Raw genomic sequence first — 17,028 nt, forward strand, 5'->3', positions numbered from 1 at the left:
CCATTAATGGGGCAGCGGAGCCAGTTGCTTGTTGCGGCGGAACTTCGCCTGCAGCCGGTCGAAGTAAAGGTAGACCACCGGGGTGGTGTACAGCGTCAGCAGCTGGCTCATCACCAGGCCGCCGGCGATGGTGATGCCGAGCGGCTGGCGCAGCTCCGCGCCGTCGCCGCTGGTCAGCACCAACGGCAGCGCGCCGAACAACGCCGCCAGCGTGGTCATCATGATCGGCCGGAAACGCAGCAGGCTGGCCTGGAAAATCGCCTCGCGGGCGCTGATGCCGCCGTTGCGCTGCGCTTCGAGCGCGAAGTCGACCATCATGATGGCATTTTTCTTCACGATGCCGATCAACAGCATGATGCCGATCAGCGCGATCAGGCTGAACGGCGCGCCGAACAGCTCAAGCGCCAGCAGCGCCCCCACGCCGGCGGAAGGCAGCGTGGAAAGGATGGTCAGCGGATGGATATAGCTCTCATACAGCACGCCGAGCACGATATACACCGTGGCGATCGCCGCCAGGATCAGGATCAGCTGCGACTTCAGGGTGTCCTGGAACACCTGGGCGGTGCCGGCGAACGCGCCGCGCACCGTGGACGGCACGCCGAGCTGAGTCATGGTGCGCTCTATCGCCGCGGTGGCGTCCGACAGGCTGCCGCCGTCCGGCAGGTTAAAGGAGACGGTCGAGGCGGCGGACAGCCCCTGATGGTTGACCGACAGCGGCGCGTTGGCCGGCCGCCAACTGGCGAAGTAGGAGAGCGGTATCGCTTTGCCTTCGTTGTTGATGATGAACATTTTGTCCAGCGAGCTCACGTCCTGGGTGTAGGGCGGCGCCACTTCCATCACGACTTTATATTGGTTGAGCGGTTGGTAGATGGTCGAAATCTGTCGCTGGCCGAAGGCGTTGTTCAACAGGTTGTTGGCGTCGGACACCGAAATGCCGAGGCGCGCCATGGTTTCGCGATCGTAGACCAGATCCATCTCCGAGCCTTTATCCTGCTGATCCGAGTTGACGTCCGCCAGCTCGGGCAATGCGGCCAGCGCGGTGCGGATCTTCGGCTCCCATTCGCGCAGCGCGGCGAGATCGTCCGCCAGCAACGTATATTGGTAGCTGGCGTTGGCCTGCCGGCCGCCGACGCGGATATCCTGCACCGCCATCAAAAACAGGCTGGCGCCCGGTTCTTTGGCCAGGCGGGCGCGCAGGCGGGCGATCACTTTCTGCGCGTCGTCGCTGCGTACCGACAGGGGTTTCAGTGAGATGAACATCGAACCGCTGTTGGTGCGCGAACCGCCGGTAAAACCGGTGACGTTTTCCACGTCCGGATCTTCGCGCACGATTTTCATGAAGTCTTCCAGTTTGCCGCGCATTGCCTGGAACGAAATGCTTTGGTCGGCCTGAATAAAGCCCATCAGACGCCCGGTATCCTGTTCCGGGAAGAAGGTTTTCGGGATGCTGATATACAGCCAGACGTTGAGCGCAACGGTGGCGAGGAACACCGCCAGCACCCAGCGAGAGTGGCCGAGCACCCAGTTCAGCGAGCGCCCGTAGCCCTGCTGCAGCGCCAGCAGCATTTTGCCGAAGCCGCGCGCCCGCCGCTGCGAACGCGGCGGCTGGTGGCGCAACAGGTAGGCGCACATCATCGGCGTGAGCGTCAGCGAGACGATCAGCGACAGCCCGATCGACACCGACAGGGTGACGGCGAACTCGCGGAATAGCCGGCCGGGCAGGCCTTCCATCAGCAGCAGCGGGATAAACACCGCCACCAGCGAAACGCTCATCGACAGCACGGTGAAACCGACCTCCCGTGCGCCCAGCAGCGCGGCGTTGATCGGTTTCATGCCGGCCTCGACGTGGCGGGAAATGTTTTCCAGCACTACGATGGCGTCGTCCACCACAAAGCCGGTGGCGATGGTCAGCGCCATCAGCGACAGGTTGTTGAGGCTGAACCCGCACAGATACATGGCGGCGAACGAGCCGATCAGCGATACCGGTACGGCGACCGCCGGGATCAGCGTGGCGCGCCCGGAGCGCAGGAAGATGAACACCACCAGGATCACCAGCCCGATGGCGATCGCCAGCGACTGTTCCACCTCGGCCAGCGACGCGCGGATGGTCGGCGAACGATCCTGTGCGACGTTGAGTTGAATCGAGGCCGGGATATTCTCCTGCAGGGCGGGCAGCTCGGCGCGAATGCGATCGACGGTTTCGATGATGTTGGCGTCCGGCGCGCGGCTGATGGCCAGAATGATCGCCGGTTTGGCGTCGGTCATCCCGGCGTTGCGCACGTCTTGCACCGAGTCTTTGACCTCGGCCACGTCGGCTAAACGCACCGCCGAGCCGTTGTTGTAATGAATGATCAGCGGACGATAAGCATCGGCGGTTTTCAGCGCGTCGTTGGCCTGGATCTGCCAGCGCTGCTGCGGGTTTTCCACGGCGCCCTGCGGGCGGCGCACGTTGGCGTTGGCGATGGCCTGCCGTACGGTGTCCAGCGACACGCCCTGATTGAACAGCGCCGAAGGGTTCAGCTCCACCCGCACCGCCGGCAGCGAGCTGCCGCCGACGGAAACGTCGCCGACGCCCTCGGTCTGGCTGATCTTCTGCGCCAGCTGGGTGGAGGCGAAATCGTAAAGCTGCCCCTGACTGTAGGTGTCCGAGGTCAGCGTCAGGATCATGATCGGCGCGTCTGATGGGTTGACCTTGCGGTAGCTGGGGCGGCTCGGCATGCCGGTCGGCAGCAGGCTTTGCGCGGCGTTAATCGCCGCCTGCACGTCGCGCGCGGCGCCGTTGATGTCGCGATCGAGATCGAACTGCAAAATGACCCGGGTACTGCCGAGCGAGCTCATCGACGTCATTTCATTGACCCCGGCGATGCGGCCCAGCGCGCGCTCCAGCGGCGTCGCCACCGAGGACGCCATGGTTTCCGGCGAGGCGCCCGGCAGCGACGCGCTGATCGAAATCACCGGAAAATCCACCTGCGGCAGCGGCGACACCGGCAGCAGGCGAAAGCCGATCGCGCCGCTGATGGCGATGGCCAGCGTCAGCAGGGTGGTGGCCACCGGCCGGTGAATGAACAGGGCGAAGAATCTCACGGCAACTCCTGCGTATCCGGCTGGCGATGCGTGTTGCGCGCCAGTTTGTCAAACAGCAGGTAGATCACCGGCGTGGTGAACAGCGTCAGGATCTGGCTCATGATCAAACCGCCGACCATACAGACGCCGAGCGGATGCCGCAGCTCCGCGCCGACGCCGGTGCTCAGCATCAGCGGCAGCGCGCCGAGCAGGGCTGCCAGCGTGGTCATCAGGATCGGCCGGAAACGCAGCAGGCAGGCCTGATAGATGGCGTCGCGCGGCGATAAGCCCTGCTCGCGTTCCGCCGCCAGCGCGAAGTCGATCATCATGATGGCGTTCTTCTTCACGATGCCGATCAGCAGGATGATGCCGATGATGGCGATCACGTCCAGCTCGCTGCCGGCCATCATCAGCGCGAGCAGCGCGCCGACCCCGGCGGTCGGCAGGGTGGAGAGGATGGTGACCGGATGAATGAAGCTTTCATACAGCACGCCCAGCACGATGTACATCGCCACCACCGCCGCCAAAATCAGCCACAGCGTGCTGCCGAGCGCCGCCTGGAAGGCCAGGGTCGCCCCCTGGAATTGGGTAGTGATGTCCCTTGGCATGTTGAGATTTTTTTCCGCCTGGGTGACCGCGTCCACCGCCTCGCCGAGCGAGTAGCCGTCGGCGACGTTGAACGAAACGGTGGCCGACGGGAACTGATCGAGATGGTTGACCGACAGCGGGCCGAAGCGCTCTTCGATTTTGGCGATGGCGCTCAGCGGCACCACGGCGCCATCGTTGCCGCTCAGACGGATCTCATTGAGCGCCGCCAACCCCGGTGTCGCGCTGACGTCGTGCTCCAGCACCACGCGGTATTGGTTGGCCTGGGTGTAGATGGTGGAGATCAGGCGCTGGCCGAACGCGTTGTACAGCGCATTGTCCACGTCGCTCATGGTGACGCCGAGGCGGGAGGCCGAATCGCGATCGACGTTGACGTAGGCCACCAACCCCTGATCCTGCCAGTCGCTGGTGACGTCCGCCAACTGCGGGGTTTGTTTCAGCTCATCCATCAGCTGCGGCACCCACAGGCTGAGATCGTCCAGCGACATCGCCTGCAGGGTGAACTGGTACTGGGTGCGGCTGACTTGGGTATCGATGGTCAGATCCTGCACCGGCTGCAGGTACAGCTTCACGCCGGGAAACTGCGCCGTTTGCTGCTGCAGGCGGCTGATGATCGCCGGAATGCGGTCGCTGCGTTCGCTCAGCGGCTTCAGGTTGATCTGCAACCGGCCGCTGTTGAGCGTGGCGTTGCTGCCGTCGACGCCAACGAACGAGGTCAGGCTTTCCACCGCCGGATCCTTGAGGATCTGCGCTGCGACCTGCTGCTGGCGCTCGGCCATGTTGCTGAACGAGACGCTCTGCGGCGCTTCCAGCGTGCCCTGAATGATGCCGTTGTCCTGCACCGGGAAGAAACCTTTCGGGATCAGCAGATACAGCAATACCGTCAGCGCCAGGGTGCCCACGGCCACGCCGAGCGTCAGCCAGGGATGGTTAAGCACCGTTTTCAGCCACTGGCCGTATCGCGCGATCACCCGCTCGAAAAAGCGTTCGGAGGCGGCGGAAAAACGGTTCTGCTTGCGCAGCGATTCGTGGCTGAGCATGCGCGCGCACATCATCGGCGTCAGCGTCAGCGACACCACGGCGGAAATCAAAATCGCCACCGCCAGCGTGACGGCGAACTCGCGGAACAGGCGGCCGACGATGTCGCCCATGAACAGCAGCGGGATCAGCACCGCCACCAGCGAGAAGGTCAGCGAGATGATGGTGAAGCCGATCTCGCCGGCCCCTTTCAGCGCGGCGTCGAGCGGTTTTTCCCCTTTCTCGATGTAGCGCGAGATGTTCTCGATCACCACGATGGCGTCGTCCACCACGAAGCCGGTGGCGATGGTCAGCGCCATCAGCGTCAGGTTGTTGATGGAGAAGCCGAGGAAGTACATGGCGGCGAAGGTGCCCACCAGCGACAGCGGCACCGCCACGCTGGGGATAATGGTCGCCGGCACGTTGCGCAGGAACACGTAGATCACCATCACCACCAGCGCGACTGCCAGCAGCAGCTCGAACTGCACGTCGCTGACCGAGGCGCGGATGGTGGTGGTGCGATCGGTCAGCACCTTGACGTCGACCGACTTGGGCAGGCTTTTAATCAGCGTCGGCAGCATTTCGCGGATGCTGTCGGCGGTGGTGATGACGTTGACGCCGGGCTGGCGTTGGATGTTCAGCACGATCGCCTGCTGCTTGTTGGCCCAGGCCGCCAGCCGGGTGTTTTCCGCCCCTTGTTCGATGGTGGCGATATCCTGCAGGCGGATCGCCGCGCCGTTCTGATAGGCGACGATCAGCTGGCGATAGTCGTCGGCAGATTTCATTTGGTCGTTGGCGGACAAGGTGACCGATCGGGTCGGGCCGTCAAGGCTGCCTTTCGCCGAGTTGACGTTGGCGTTGCTGATGGCGGCGCGGATGGTTTCACTGTCCAGGCCATAGGCGGCGACCGCCGCGGCGTTCAATTTTACACGCACCGCCGGGCGTTGGCCGCCGGCCAGGGTCACCAGGCCGACGCCGGTCACCTGAGAGATTTTCTGCGCCACGCGCGTCTCCACCATGTCTTCCACCTGCGTCATCGGCATGGCGGTGGAGGTGACGGCCAGCGTCAGGATCGGCGGATCGGCGGGGTTAACCTTGCTGTAAATCGGCGGATAGGGCAGATCGTTCGGCAGCAGGTTGGTGGCGGCGTTGATCGCCGCCTGCACTTCCTGCTCCGCGACGTCGAGCGGCAGCGCCAGCTGGAACTGCAGCGTCACCACCGAGGCGCCGCCGGCGCTTTGCGACGCCATTTGCTTCAGGCCGGACATCTGGCCGAACTGGCGTTCCAGCGGCGCGGTAATGGCGGAGGTGACTACGTCCGGGCTGGCGCCGGGGTATAGCGTCACCACCTGGATGGTGGGGTAGTCCACTTCCGGCAGGGCGGATACCGGCAGCGCGCGATAGCCGATAATCCCCGCCAGCAATATCGCCACCATCAGCAGCGTGGTGGCGACCGGACGCAGAATAAACAGGCGGGACGGACCGCCGCCGGCGTTGGGAGGCATCACCTGCATCAGGACTTCCTCTGAACGTCAGGTTCGCGCTTGGCTTTTGACGTCGCAGGCGCGTCGTTCGGCGCGAGCACTTCCACCTGCATGCCTTCGGTCAGGCGATCGATGCCGTCGGTCACCACCCGATCGCCGGCGTTGAGGCCGGCGCTGATCACCACCTGCCGGCTGTCCTGCACGCCGGCGGTGACCCGATGTTTGCTGACCTTGTTGTCTTCGCTGAGCGTCCAGACGAAGTTGCCTTCGTTGCCCATCTGCAGCGCGGCGGTCGGGATCACCACCGCATCGTGCAGGGTATCCACCTGCAGCCGCGCGTTGACAAATTGGTTGGGGAACAGCGCGTCATCTTCGTTGGCGAAACGCGCTTTCAGCTTGATGGTGCCGGTGGCGGTATCAATTTGGTTGTCCAGGCTCAGCAGCGAACCGGTCGTCAGCTTGTTCTGGTTGGTGCGATCCCAGGCTTCGACGCTCACCGGCCCGGCTTTTTGCGCCTTGAGCAGATCGGCGATGTTGCCTTCGGGCAGCGTGAACACCACGTCGATCGGGTGCGTCTGCGTGATCACCACCAAACCGGTGGTGCTGCCGCTGGTGACGTAGTTGCCTACGTCGACCAGTTTCAACCCGACGCGGCCGTCGATTGGCGCAGTGATGCGGCTGTAGGTGATCTGCAGTTTGGCGCTGTCGACCGCGCCCTGATCGGCCTTGATCGCGCCTTCGGTCTGCTGCACCAGCGAGGCCTGCGTATCCAGCTCCTGACGGGAAACCAGATTGGTTTTCACCAACTGCTGATAGCGCGCCAGATCGCGCCGGGCGTTGGCCAGCGTGGCCTGATCTTTTGCCAACTGCCCCTGAGCCTGGGTCAGCTGCACCTGGAACGGCCGGGGATCGATCTCCGCCAGCAGATCGCCGGCTTTGACCTGCTGGCCTTCGGTAAAGTGGATCGCCATCAGTTGGCCATCGACCCGGCTGGTGACGGTCACGGTATTGGCGGCGGTGGCGGTGCCCAAGCCGGAAAGATAGCGCGGCACGGTTTGTTGCGTGGCTGTCGCCGCCTGCACCGGCGACATCGGCGCGCCGCGTCTGCCGCCCGCCGCGCGGCCCGCTCCCGTTTTACCGGCGGCCTGGTGCGCGCCCGGCGTCGTCCCGGCGGTCGGTTGAACGGCGCTGAAATGGCGCCAGGCCAGAACGGCGACGATGATCGCAATCGCCGCAGCCAGCAGGCGCAGCAGCAGGGAACGACGTTGGGGTTTTGCATTCATGGTGGTGAAAATTCTCTCCAAAAGGCAGGGGCGCGGGCACTCATTGCCACAAAAATGACACTCCTTACAGGATACTAGTTTAGCCAGCGAAGACGGCATAAAAATGAAGGAAATATGGAGGAACCGTCAGCATTGTCTTAATAAGTGGGTGATTTGCGCGTGCTATGTTTATAAGTGATTTATTCCGGCTTATAGCCAATACGTTTTAACGATTTCCTGTATTTGGCGCTAATAATTAACAGGCAAATCATTTAACCCATGGAGCCTTTGTGATGAGCAAGAAACAACTGGGCCGTTCGGGCATTCAGGTGCCGGCGTTGACCTTTGGCGGCAACGTGTTCGGCTGGACGGCGGATCAAGCGACCTCGTTCAGTCTGCTGGATGCGCTGGTGGACAATCAGCTCAACTTTATCGATACCGCCGATGTCTATTCCAGCTGGGCGCCGGGCAACCGGGGCGGCGAATCGGAAACCGTCATCGGCGAATGGCTGAAGAAGAGCGGCAAGCGCGACCAGGTGATCATCGCCACCAAGGTGGGCAAACCGATGGGCGAAGGCAAACAGGGGCTGTCGCCGCGCTATATTCAGCAGGCGGTGGAAGATTCGCTGCGCCGTCTGCAAACCGATTATATCGATCTCTACCAGTCGCACGACGATGACCGCGATACGCCGCTGGAAGAGACGCTGGCGGCGTTCGATGCGCTGATCAAAGCCGGCAAGGTGCGGGCGATCGGCGCCTCCAACTATCAGGCGGATCGCCTGGAAGAAGCGCTGCGGGTGAGCGAGAACAACGGATTGGCGCGCTACGAAACCCTGCAGCCGGAGTACAATCTGTATGCGCGCAAAGGGTATGAAGCCGAGCTGGAAGGCGTGGTGCAGCGCCACGGGCTCGGGGTGATCAATTTCTTCGCGCTGGCCAGTGGTTTTCTGACCGGCAAATACCGCAGCAAAGCGGACGAGGGCAAAAGCCAGCGCGGCGATCGCATCGTCGAACGCTACCTGAACCCGCGCGGTTTCCGCATTCTGGCGGCGCTGGATCAGGTGGCGGGCAAACACGGCAGCTCCCCGGCGCAGGTCTCGCTGGCCTGGCTGATTGCGCGCCCGAGCATCACCGCGCCGATCGTCAGCGCCACCTCGTTGCCGCAGTTGGATGAGTTGGTCAGCGCCACCCGCCTGACGCTGGATGCGGACGACATTCAGACGCTGAACCACGCCAGCGCTGAGTAAAAGCCGCCGGCGATTTTGCTCTATGCTGAAGGGGTCAATATGACTTATTCAGGAAACTGCAATGTCTGGCGATATCATCAACGACCTCGCGGCGCTGGAACAGCTTTACGGCAAACCCGCCGCGCCCTCGGTTTTTAAAGAAGTCAGCTATATCCACCCGGCGTACCGTCCGTTTATCGAGGCGGCGCCGTTTGCCGCCCTCTCGACCGTCGGGCCGGACGGCATGGATGTCTCCCCGCGCGGCGATCCGGCCGGTTTTATCCAGATCGAAGACGAGAAAACCCTGCTGCTGCCGGACCGGCGCGGCAATAATCGCATCGATAGCCTGCGCAATATCCTGCACGATAACCGGGTGGCGCTGCTGTTGCTGATCCCCGGCATCGGCGAAACGCTGCGGATTAACGGGCGGGCGGAGATCGTGGTGGCGCCGGCGGTGCTGCAGCGCTTCGCTCACCGCAACCAGTTGCCGCGTTCGGTGCTGCGCATTCGGGTGGAGGCGGTGTTCTTCCAGTGCAGCCGGGCGATCTTGCGTTCGGGATTGTGGGAAGAGGGCAGCCGCCTCGAACGTTCGGCGCTGCCCAGCCCCGGCCATATTTTGGCCGCGGTGAGCCAAACGCGCTTCGACGGTGAGGAGTACGACAGCGCGCTGCCGCAGCGACTGAAGGATACGCTGTATTAATCGCCGTGGCGTTCGCGCCACGTTTGCCGGTTCAGCCGGTACAAGACGTGCTGTTGCAGCGGATGGCCCGCCGGCAGACGCGGGTGCAGGAAGGTTTCGCCGTCGAAGCGCATGCCGATGCGCGTCATCACCCGGCGCGACGGCTGGTTATCTTCGGCGGTGAAGGACACCACTTCCGGCAAGTGCAGCGTGTCGAAGGCGCACGCCAGCGCGGCGCGCGCCGCCTCAGCGGCGTAGCCGTTGCCCCAGTGGGCCGCCGCCAACCGCCAGCCAATCTCCACGCAGGGGGCGCAAGGCAGGTCGTCGCCCGGCCGCGCCAGCCCGACAAAACCGATAAAGGGCGCGCCGCTTTTCACTTCCACCGCCCACAGCCCCCAGCCGTGTTGTTGCATGAAGGCGCGGATGCGTTCGGCCTGCGCGCGGCTTCCCTCGGCCGTCATCGGCGCCGGGAAATAGCGCATCACCTGCGGATCGGCGTTGAGCGCGGCGAAGGCCGGCAGATCGTCATCACGCCAGGGGCGCAGCCGCAGCCTGGCGCTGTCGAGGGTAAGGATGGTCGACATGATGCATAGCCTCCAATGAACAAGGGCGCGGCGAGCCGCGCCCGTGGGCAGTCAACGGAACAGCGTTTGCGCCCAGCGCGCCAGCCCGGCGGTGACCGAGCCGAAGTCGTTACCGCCGACGATCGGAATGCCCGGCAGCTGCTGTTGCAGCGCGGCGCGCAGCAGCGGCGAACGCGCGCTGCCGCCGGTCAGGTAGATCACCTGCGGCGCGGTCTGGCTGCTGGCCAATGCGGCGCTGACCTGCTCCTGGATGCGCATCAACGGCTGCGAGATGGCGTCGGCGAGCTGAGCCTGGCTGATGTTCTCCGCCAGATCGGCCTGCACGAAATTGAGCGGCGCGCTGATGGCCGTTTGGCCGGACAGGGCGATCTTACTCTCTTCTGCCGCCCGCACCAGTCGGTAGCTCAGGCGCTGCTGGTACACTTTCAGCAGGCGCTTGACCTTTTCCGGCTCCGCCGCGTCGAGGATCAGATCGCGCAGCACGCGGCCGTTGGCGGCGCTGTAGAAATCGTTTTGCGCCGGCACGTCGTTGGTCGCCACCGCATTCCAGTAAGGCAGCGCCGGCAGGGCGATGCCCTTCGCGGTTTCGCCGCCCAGGCCGAACAGCGGCATCAGCTGTTTGAAGGCCAGCATGATGTCCAGATCGTTACCGCCGACCCGGCAGCCGCTGTGGCCCAGCAGGCTCTGCTGGCGATCGGCGCGGTCGCGCCACTGCGGCCCCATCAGCAGCACCGAGCAGTCGGTGGTGCCGCCGCCGATGTCCACCACCAGCACGGTTTGCTCTTCGCTCAGCGTCGCCTCGAAGTCCAGCCCCGCCGCCACCGGCTCGAACTGGAATTCAATGTCCTTGAAACCGGCGCGTTCGGCGGCGCGCTGCAAAATGCCCTGCGCCTGCCGGTTGGCTTCGTCGCCGCCGATGCCCTGGAAGTTGATCGGCCGGCCGATCACCGCCTGATCGATGCCGGTCTGCAGCACATTTTCCGCCTGGCGTTTGATGTGGAACATCATGGCGCACACCAGGTCTTCGAACAGCGCGATCTGCTGCGGCTTCAGGCCGTTGGCGCCGAGGAAGGATTTCGGCGAGCGCACGAAGTACACCTCTTCCGGATCTTCCATGTAGTGCGCCAGCGCCTGCAGGCCGAACAGCACGCTGTCGCCGTTGACCGGAATGTCTTCTTCGCGGTTGTAACTGATGGCGCGGCGCAGCAACTGCTGGTTTTCTTCGCTGCCGGTTGGGATCTGCCAATGGCGGTGCAGGCATTCGCTCACCGCTTCGCGGGTCGGCGCGCACAGCATCGAAGGCAGATAGGGCGCGTTGTTTTCCAGCGTCAACAGCTCGGGGCCGTGGTCGCGCATCACTGCAACGGAACAGTTGGCTGTCCCGTAGTCGAATCCAATAAACATCTCTTTTTTGTCCCCATGCCAATGAAGGGGGGCGACTTTACCCGAGACGGGGCCGGCGGGCAATGCGCCAATGCGCGAGTGTCGAAAAATTTAGCGGGCGCGGCGGCGGCGTGCTTAACTTAATGTCCGAATTCCGCACGTCAGCACGCCAGCCGAGCCCCATAATGCAGAAAAAACCGAACCCGAGCGTTGCCATGAATACCCAACAGCAAGCGTTGTACGACGCGCTGCGCGCGCGTGACCGCAAATTCGACGGACGCTTTTTCGTCGGCGTCTCTTCAACCGGTATCTATTGCCGTCCGGTGTGCAGCGCCCGCACGCCGAAGCGGGAAAATTGCACCTTTTATCCGAGCGCGGCGGCGGCTGAACTGGCGGGGTTTCGCCCCTGCCTCAAATGCCGGCCGGAGCTGGCGCCCGGCCTGGCGCTGATCGACCTGGGCAACCGCTATGCGCAGGTGGCGGTGCAGCTCATCGAGCAGGGCTATCTGTCCGAACACAGTTGCGAAGCGCTGGCGGCGCGGCTGGGCATTTCCGATCGCCATCTGCGGCGCATCTTCGCCGAACAGTTTGGCGCCTCGCCGATCGATTACGCGCAGTCGCACCGGTTGCTGCAGGCCAAGCGCCTGCTGGCGGACACCGATCTGCCGCTCAGCGAAGTGGCGTTCGCCGCCGGTTTCGGCAGCCTGCGGCGTTTCAACGAGCTGTTCAAGGCGCGCTATCGCCTGATACCGTCAGCGCTGCGCAGCGGCGGCGCGCGCGGTGAACGGGCCGCCGCCAGTGGGCTGGTGTTTCACCTGGGCTATCGGCCGCCCTATGACTGGGAGCGCATGCTGAATTTCTTGCAGGCGCGCGCCGTGCAGGGCGTGGAGCGGGTCGACGGACGCCGCTACCTGCGCTCGATCGCCGTCAGCCAGGGCGGCACGGAACACCGCGGCTGGGTCAGCGTGCAGCCGGAAGAAACGCGCAATCGGGTTCGGGTCGAGATCGCGCCTGCGCTCAGTCTGGTGACGACGGAGGTGTTGCGCCGGGTGCGCCTGCTGTTTGATCTGGATGCCGCGCCGGATCGCATCAATGAGGCGCTGGGCTCGCTGGCGGCCGATGCGCCGGGGCTGCGCCTGCCGGGCTGCGTGAACAGTTTCGAGCAGGCGGCGCGGGCGGTGCTGGGGCAGTTGGTCAGCGTGAAAATGGCGGCGACCTTCGCCGGGCGGATGGCTGAACGCTGGGGGGAAGCCCTGGCGACGCCGCATGAGGGCATCACCCATGTCTTCCCCACCGCAGAACGGGTGGCGCAGCTGCAGCCCGAAGAACTGCGCCCGCTCGGGGTGCAGCTGAAGCGCGCGGCGGCGCTGATCGAGATCGCCCGCGCGCTGGGCGAAGGGCGGCTGCAGCTCGATAACGTGCTGGATATCGAACAGGGCATCGAGGCGCTGACCGCGCTGCCGGGCATCGGCAGCTGGACCGCCAGCTATATCGCGATGCGCGCCTGGTCGTGGCCGGACGTGTTCCTGGCCGGCGATTACCTGATCAAACAGCGTTTTCCCGGCATGACGCCGCGCCAGATAGAACGCTACGCTGAACGTTGGCGCCCGTGGCGCTCTTACGCCACGCTGCATCTGTGGCACAACGACGGCTGGGCGCCGAAAGGGGAGAGTTGAACGCAGAGCTAGCGAGGGGTGTCGATCAGCTGCAGCAGGCGGCTCATGCCCTCGCGCATCAGGAACGCCAGCAGCTTTTCTCGCTCGGCCGGCGTCAGGTGGTAGTAATACTCGATCCAGACCCGTATCGGATCCTGGCGTTTGACGTCGTAATCCGGATGGTCGGTTTCGCGCAACGCCGACAGGCTGCGCGCGCCGAACGGCAGACTGTCGATATGGTATTCCAGCGCTTTGCCCTGTACGCCGCTGCGGCGGCGGCTGACCCAGCCTTCACGCCGGGCCATCAAATTGACCCCTTGCGGAGTTGAAGGCAACCCCGCCTTACCCATCAGTTCCCTGGCGGAAAACCATTTCTTTTCCATAGTCCCTTATCCCTGAGCCATCACCTGCCGAGGAAAATCAACGGAAACGCTGATAGTCGCATGGGCGCTTCATCTTACTTAATCGTTTAAGCTTCAGGTGTTATTTATATCACTAATCTTGTCTTGGTTAATATCATGTAACGAACGATATGCGAGGCGCCGCCCGGGAGACGGCGCCTGAGAGGGGGGAGAAGGTTAACGGATGCCGAAATAGCCGTCGCTGAGCAACACCGCCAGCGGCTGCTCCAGCGCCACCTGGTCGCCGTCCGCCAGATCGACGCCGATATCGCGCAGCGCCTGCAGCGTCACCGGCTGGTGAGCCGGCCCGGCGAAGGTCTGCGCTTTAATGCGATGCGCCGCGCCGTTGAGCATCGAGACCATCAGCTCGTCCATCTGGTTGCAGTGCACGTTGGTGATAAAGCGCTCATCGATGCGAATGATGTCGATCTTCTGATCGCTGAGCTCATCGAACGCATTGATGTTATGTCCGAAGCCGTTGACGATCAGCCGGCAGCCCTGCTGCTGCAGTTCGCGAAGAAATGCCCGACACTGCGCGGCGTGCTCCAGTATCGCGGCCTCATCGACGCTGAACAGCAGCGCCTGCGGCGGCAGCGAGGAAGCGAGCACCGTTTCTGTCAGGTAGCGCTGGAAGTCGGCGCTCAGCAGGCTGTCGATGGCCAGCGGCAGCGCGAGCGACAGCCCTTTGCGTTTGATGTCGTCGGCATATTTCACCAGCAGTTGCGCCGCCGTCCAGCGGTCGATGTCCGGCATCAGGCCGTACAGCTGCGCGGCGGCGATGAACGCCTCGTGCGACAGCGGGCGGTCGTCCGGCGCCATCACCTGCAGTGTTACCTGGTGAAACGCGGCCGACAGCGGCGTCGCCGGCGGCGCGACCGCGTGAGTCAGCAGCCGCAGTTGCCCCTCGCTGATGATCGTCTGCACTTCCTGCAGGCTCAGCACCTCGTGCTGCCGCTCCAGCAGCTGTTTCTGCCGCGTTTCGTACAGATAAACCTGGCCGCGCCCCTGGTGCTTGGCGGTGTAGCAGGCGATATCGGCCTGCGCCAGCAGTTCGCTGCTTTTGGCGTCGGCGCTGATGCGCGTGATGCCGGCGCTGGCGCCGACGCGGTAAATCTTCCCTTCCCAGTAGAACGGGTGCTGGCTGATTTGATTAACCACTTGCTGCACCAGCGATTTGGCCTGTTCCAGCCGGCAGTCGTACAGGATCAGACCGAACTCGTCGCCGCCCAGCCGGGCCAGGCAATCGCTATGGCGCAGCTGATGCCGCATCAGCTGGGCGATGTCCCGCAGCAGGGCATCGCCCGCCGCATGGCCGGCGGTGTCGTTCACCGCCTTGAACCGATCCAGATCGAGGAACACCAGCGAATGTGGCGACGACGGTTCCCCGCCGGCGACGATCGCCGCTTTCAGCTGTTTCTCGAAGCGGGTGCGGTTCGGCAATCCGGTCAGCGCATCGTGCGAGGCGCTGTAGCTGAGTTTTTTCATCAGTTCGCGCGAGGCGGTGACGTCCTGCAGCACCATCACCGCACCCATGGTTTCCCCGTCGAGGGTTTTCAGCGGTGAGACCGACTGCTGTACGTCGAAATAACGCCCGTCGCGGCTGTGCAGCACCAGCGCATAATCCGCCGGCCATTGCCGTGGGTATTGCGTGAGGTTTTCGATTTCCGGGCCGTCTTTGCCGTTGGTCAGGCGCACCACGCCGGCGACGGGCATACCGATCGCCAGGTCGAGCGGCCAGCCGCACATCTGTTCCGCCACCGGATTCATAAAGGTGATGCGCAGGTGGCTGTCGGTGGAGATCACCCCTTCGCCGATGGCGTCGAGGGTGATGTGCAGGCGCTCTTTCTCTTCGTGCAGCGCCTCGGCGAGGCTCTTGAGCTCGGTCATGTCGATATTGGTGCCGATCAGGCGCAGCGGCCGGCCCTGATCGTCGAGGATCACGTTGCCCTGGCCGCGGATATGGCGCACTTTGCCGCTGCGCGTAGTGATGCGAAATTCCATGACGAACGGTCGCGGCTGCGCCAGGATCTCGGCCAGCTCGCGATCGGTACGCTCGCGATCTTCCGGCACCAGCAGGGTGCGCCACAACGCCAGCGTCGGCGTTTGGTCGGGGGGGAGATCGTAGAGTTCGAACATGCGCTGATCCCAGGTGAAGTTTTCCTGGCTCATCACCCATTCCCAGATGCCGACGCCGCCCACCTGGTTGGCCAGCGTGATGCGCTCCACCAACCGGTTGTTCTCCGCCTCGCTGCGCTTAAGGTCGCTGATGTCCTCCACCTGAGAGATGAAGTACAACGGCCGGCCTTCGCCGTCGCGCACCAGCGAGACCGCCAGCAGCGCCCAGACCGTCTGCCCGTCGCTGCGGATATAACGCTTCTCCATGGTGTAGCTGCTGATATGGCCGTCGAGCAGTTCGTGCAGTTGGGTCAGGTCGGCGTTCAGATCGTCCGGGTGGGTGATCTCTTGAAAGGTCAGGCGATAAAGTCTTTCGGGCGGATAGCCGAGCAGCTTGCACAGCGCCTGGTTAACCTGCAGCCATTTGCCCTCCGGCGACACCAGTGCCATGCCGATGGCGGAATACTCCAGCGCGCTGCGAAAGCGGCTTTCGCTCTCGACGATATGTTGCTTTTCCACCCGGAAGGTGTGCATCACCATCGCCATGGCGTGCGCCGGGATCAGGATCAGCAACATCGGCAGATAGAGGCCGAGTTCGCCCAGGAAAGTGTGCTGGGAAGACTGAAGGCGCAGCAGGCCCAGCGACAGCAGGACGGTGATCAGCAGGAGAGTGCAGAAACAGACGGTGAAGGTTTCGAAGCGCGACAGGGCGATAGCCGCCCACAGCAGCGGCAGGATGACGAAGGTAAAGGGGAAGGGCAGATGCGTCAGCGCCAGATAGCTGAAGGCCAGCGAGCCCATCAGGGTCAACAGCAGCGGATACGGATTCAGCCCGGCCAACAGACGGCGGTGATAGGTGAGCCCGAGCGGCGCCAGCGACAGCACCCCTATCGCTTCAGAGATGAACCAGGTGCCGAACGATTGCCAAAACGTCAGGTCCGGCGTGGGGGTCAGTCCGGCGGCCAGCAGCGCGCTGAACAACGGGGTAAAGATCACCGCGCAGACCACGAAGCGCAGCCAACAGCCCAGATCGCTCAGCGGATCGATCGCCGGCAGCGTGCGGCGCAGCAGCAGAGCGCACACTGCCGCTTCCAGCAGGTTGATGGCGGCCAGCTTGACCGGAATGGCGCTGAAGCCGAACAGCAGGAAGCTGGCGAGCACGATGCCTGTGCCGCTGGCCAGCAGCGGCAAACCCCAATGACGCGGAGGATGACGATACAGCACGGCGATCGCGGCAGCGGTCGGGAACCACAGCGGCGTGAAGTGATGAGCCTCACTGGATAACGACAGGCTCAGCAAGGCGAGCAAAAATGTCGCCAGCGCCACGAACAGAGAATGTGTCAGCATAACGCCTTTGTGTGTGCCGAACGCGTTCGGCGCGCTGATATCCATAGACATCCTTACCGATGACCTCTGCCTGTGATTGGATTCATGACGTGGATGAATCAAGATGATTTATTGAAAAAGGGTAGTACAGCGCGGGAGGAAAACCTATCGGGAGGGCCGACTTTACTGCGTTAGCGCAAACCCGGCGACAGAATGACGAAAAAGCC

At 63.6% G+C, this 17,028-nt stretch carries 10 protein-coding genes; 3 read left to right on the forward strand and 7 right to left on the reverse strand.

Annotated features, from left to right (window positions below):
• Nucleotides 1-3 precede the first annotated feature (3 nt).
• The 3 genes from mdtC to ACTJJ6_RS16435 are packed head-to-tail and all read right to left on the reverse strand — an operon-like array spanning nucleotide 4 to nucleotide 7,453.
• Nucleotides 4-3,084, reverse strand: coding sequence for a multidrug efflux RND transporter permease subunit MdtC (gene mdtC, locus ACTJJ6_RS16425; RefSeq protein WP_033639651.1), 3,081 nt, complete (start codon nucleotides 3,082-3,084; stop codon nucleotides 4-6).
• On the reverse strand, nucleotides 3,081-6,200 hold the full coding sequence (locus ACTJJ6_RS16430; protein ID WP_110147268.1) for an MdtB/MuxB family multidrug efflux RND transporter permease subunit: 3,120 nt from the start codon (nucleotides 6,198-6,200) through the stop codon (nucleotides 3,081-3,083). Before ACTJJ6_RS16430 ends, mdtC begins: the two co-directional genes overlap by 4 nt.
• A complete protein-coding gene (locus tag ACTJJ6_RS16435; protein ID WP_143779309.1) occupies nucleotides 6,200-7,453 on the reverse strand; it encodes an MdtA/MuxA family multidrug efflux RND transporter periplasmic adaptor subunit in 1,254 nt (417 codons plus the stop codon). The genes ACTJJ6_RS16430 and ACTJJ6_RS16435 overlap by 1 nt, the downstream gene beginning before the upstream one ends.
• A 272-nt stretch (nucleotides 7,454-7,725) precedes the next feature.
• Here ACTJJ6_RS16435 and ACTJJ6_RS16440 point away from each other — a divergent pair, with 272 nt between their 5' ends.
• Both ACTJJ6_RS16440 and ACTJJ6_RS16445 read left to right on the forward strand, forming a co-directional pair.
• A complete protein-coding gene (locus ACTJJ6_RS16440) occupies nucleotides 7,726-8,679 on the forward strand; it encodes an aldo/keto reductase (protein WP_337055683.1) in 954 nt (317 codons plus the stop codon).
• A gap of 61 nt (nucleotides 8,680-8,740) precedes the next feature.
• On the forward strand, nucleotides 8,741-9,358 hold the full coding sequence (locus tag ACTJJ6_RS16445) for a pyridoxamine 5'-phosphate oxidase family protein (RefSeq protein ID WP_016926711.1): 618 nt from the start codon (nucleotides 8,741-8,743) through the stop codon (nucleotides 9,356-9,358).
• Here the strand turns inward: ACTJJ6_RS16445 and ACTJJ6_RS16450 are convergent.
• Nucleotides 9,355-9,921 (reverse strand): GNAT family N-acetyltransferase, encoded by a 567-nt coding sequence (locus tag ACTJJ6_RS16450; protein WP_151254627.1) that lies wholly within the window; start codon nucleotides 9,919-9,921, stop codon nucleotides 9,355-9,357. The genes ACTJJ6_RS16445 and ACTJJ6_RS16450 overlap by 4 nt on opposite strands.
• A 51-nt stretch (nucleotides 9,922-9,972) precedes the next feature.
• On the reverse strand, nucleotides 9,973-11,325 hold the full coding sequence (gene yegD / locus ACTJJ6_RS16455) for a molecular chaperone (RefSeq protein WP_033639655.1): 1,353 nt from the start codon (nucleotides 11,323-11,325) through the stop codon (nucleotides 9,973-9,975).
• Between the two features lie 164 nt (nucleotides 11,326-11,489).
• Here yegD and alkA point away from each other — a divergent pair, with 164 nt between their 5' ends.
• Nucleotides 11,490-12,980, forward strand: coding sequence for a DNA-3-methyladenine glycosylase 2 (alkA, locus tag ACTJJ6_RS16460; protein ID WP_049299957.1), 1,491 nt, complete (start codon nucleotides 11,490-11,492; stop codon nucleotides 12,978-12,980).
• Nucleotides 12,981-12,988: 8 nt separating this feature from the next.
• Here alkA and ACTJJ6_RS16465 read toward each other — a convergent pair whose 3' ends face one another.
• Entirely contained in the window at nucleotides 12,989-13,342 is a 354-nt protein-coding gene (locus ACTJJ6_RS16465; protein ID WP_004941591.1) for a DNA-binding protein, read from the reverse strand.
• 195 nt (nucleotides 13,343-13,537) lie between these two features.
• Nucleotides 13,538-16,867 (reverse strand): diguanylate cyclase, encoded by a 3,330-nt coding sequence (locus tag ACTJJ6_RS16470; protein ID WP_049299956.1) that lies wholly within the window; start codon nucleotides 16,865-16,867, stop codon nucleotides 13,538-13,540.
• Nucleotides 16,868-17,028 lie beyond the last annotated feature (161 nt).

Origin of the sequence: Serratia sp. 22278, from assembly GCF_052045405.1 — a bacterium.
In the GTDB taxonomy this organism is placed as follows: domain Bacteria; phylum Pseudomonadota; class Gammaproteobacteria; order Enterobacterales; family Enterobacteriaceae; genus Serratia; species Serratia marcescens.

Excerpts from the sequence above, each read along its gene's own strand:
- ACTJJ6_RS16430 (WP_110147268.1), bottom strand. The coding sequence starts at position 6,200 with ATGCAGGTGATGCCTCCCAACGCCGGCGGCGGTCCGTCCCGCCTGTTT.
- ACTJJ6_RS16435 (WP_143779309.1), bottom strand. The coding sequence starts at position 7,453 with ATGAATGCAAAACCCCAACGTCGTTCCCTGCTGCTGCGCCTGCTGGCT.
- ACTJJ6_RS16440 (WP_337055683.1), top strand. The coding sequence starts at position 7,726 with ATGAGCAAGAAACAACTGGGCCGTTCGGGCATTCAGGTGCCGGCGTTG.
- ACTJJ6_RS16445 (WP_016926711.1), top strand. The coding sequence starts at position 8,741 with ATGTCTGGCGATATCATCAACGACCTCGCGGCGCTGGAACAGCTTTAC.
- ACTJJ6_RS16450 (WP_151254627.1), bottom strand. The coding sequence starts at position 9,921 with ATGTCGACCATCCTTACCCTCGACAGCGCCAGGCTGCGGCTGCGCCCC.
- yegD (WP_033639655.1), bottom strand. The coding sequence starts at position 11,325 with ATGTTTATTGGATTCGACTACGGGACAGCCAACTGTTCCGTTGCAGTG.
- alkA (WP_049299957.1), top strand. The coding sequence starts at position 11,490 with ATGCAGAAAAAACCGAACCCGAGCGTTGCCATGAATACCCAACAGCAA.
- ACTJJ6_RS16465 (WP_004941591.1), bottom strand. The coding sequence starts at position 13,342 with ATGGAAAAGAAATGGTTTTCCGCCAGGGAACTGATGGGTAAGGCGGGG.
- ACTJJ6_RS16470 (WP_049299956.1), bottom strand. The coding sequence starts at position 16,867 with ATGGATATCAGCGCGCCGAACGCGTTCGGCACACACAAAGGCGTTATG.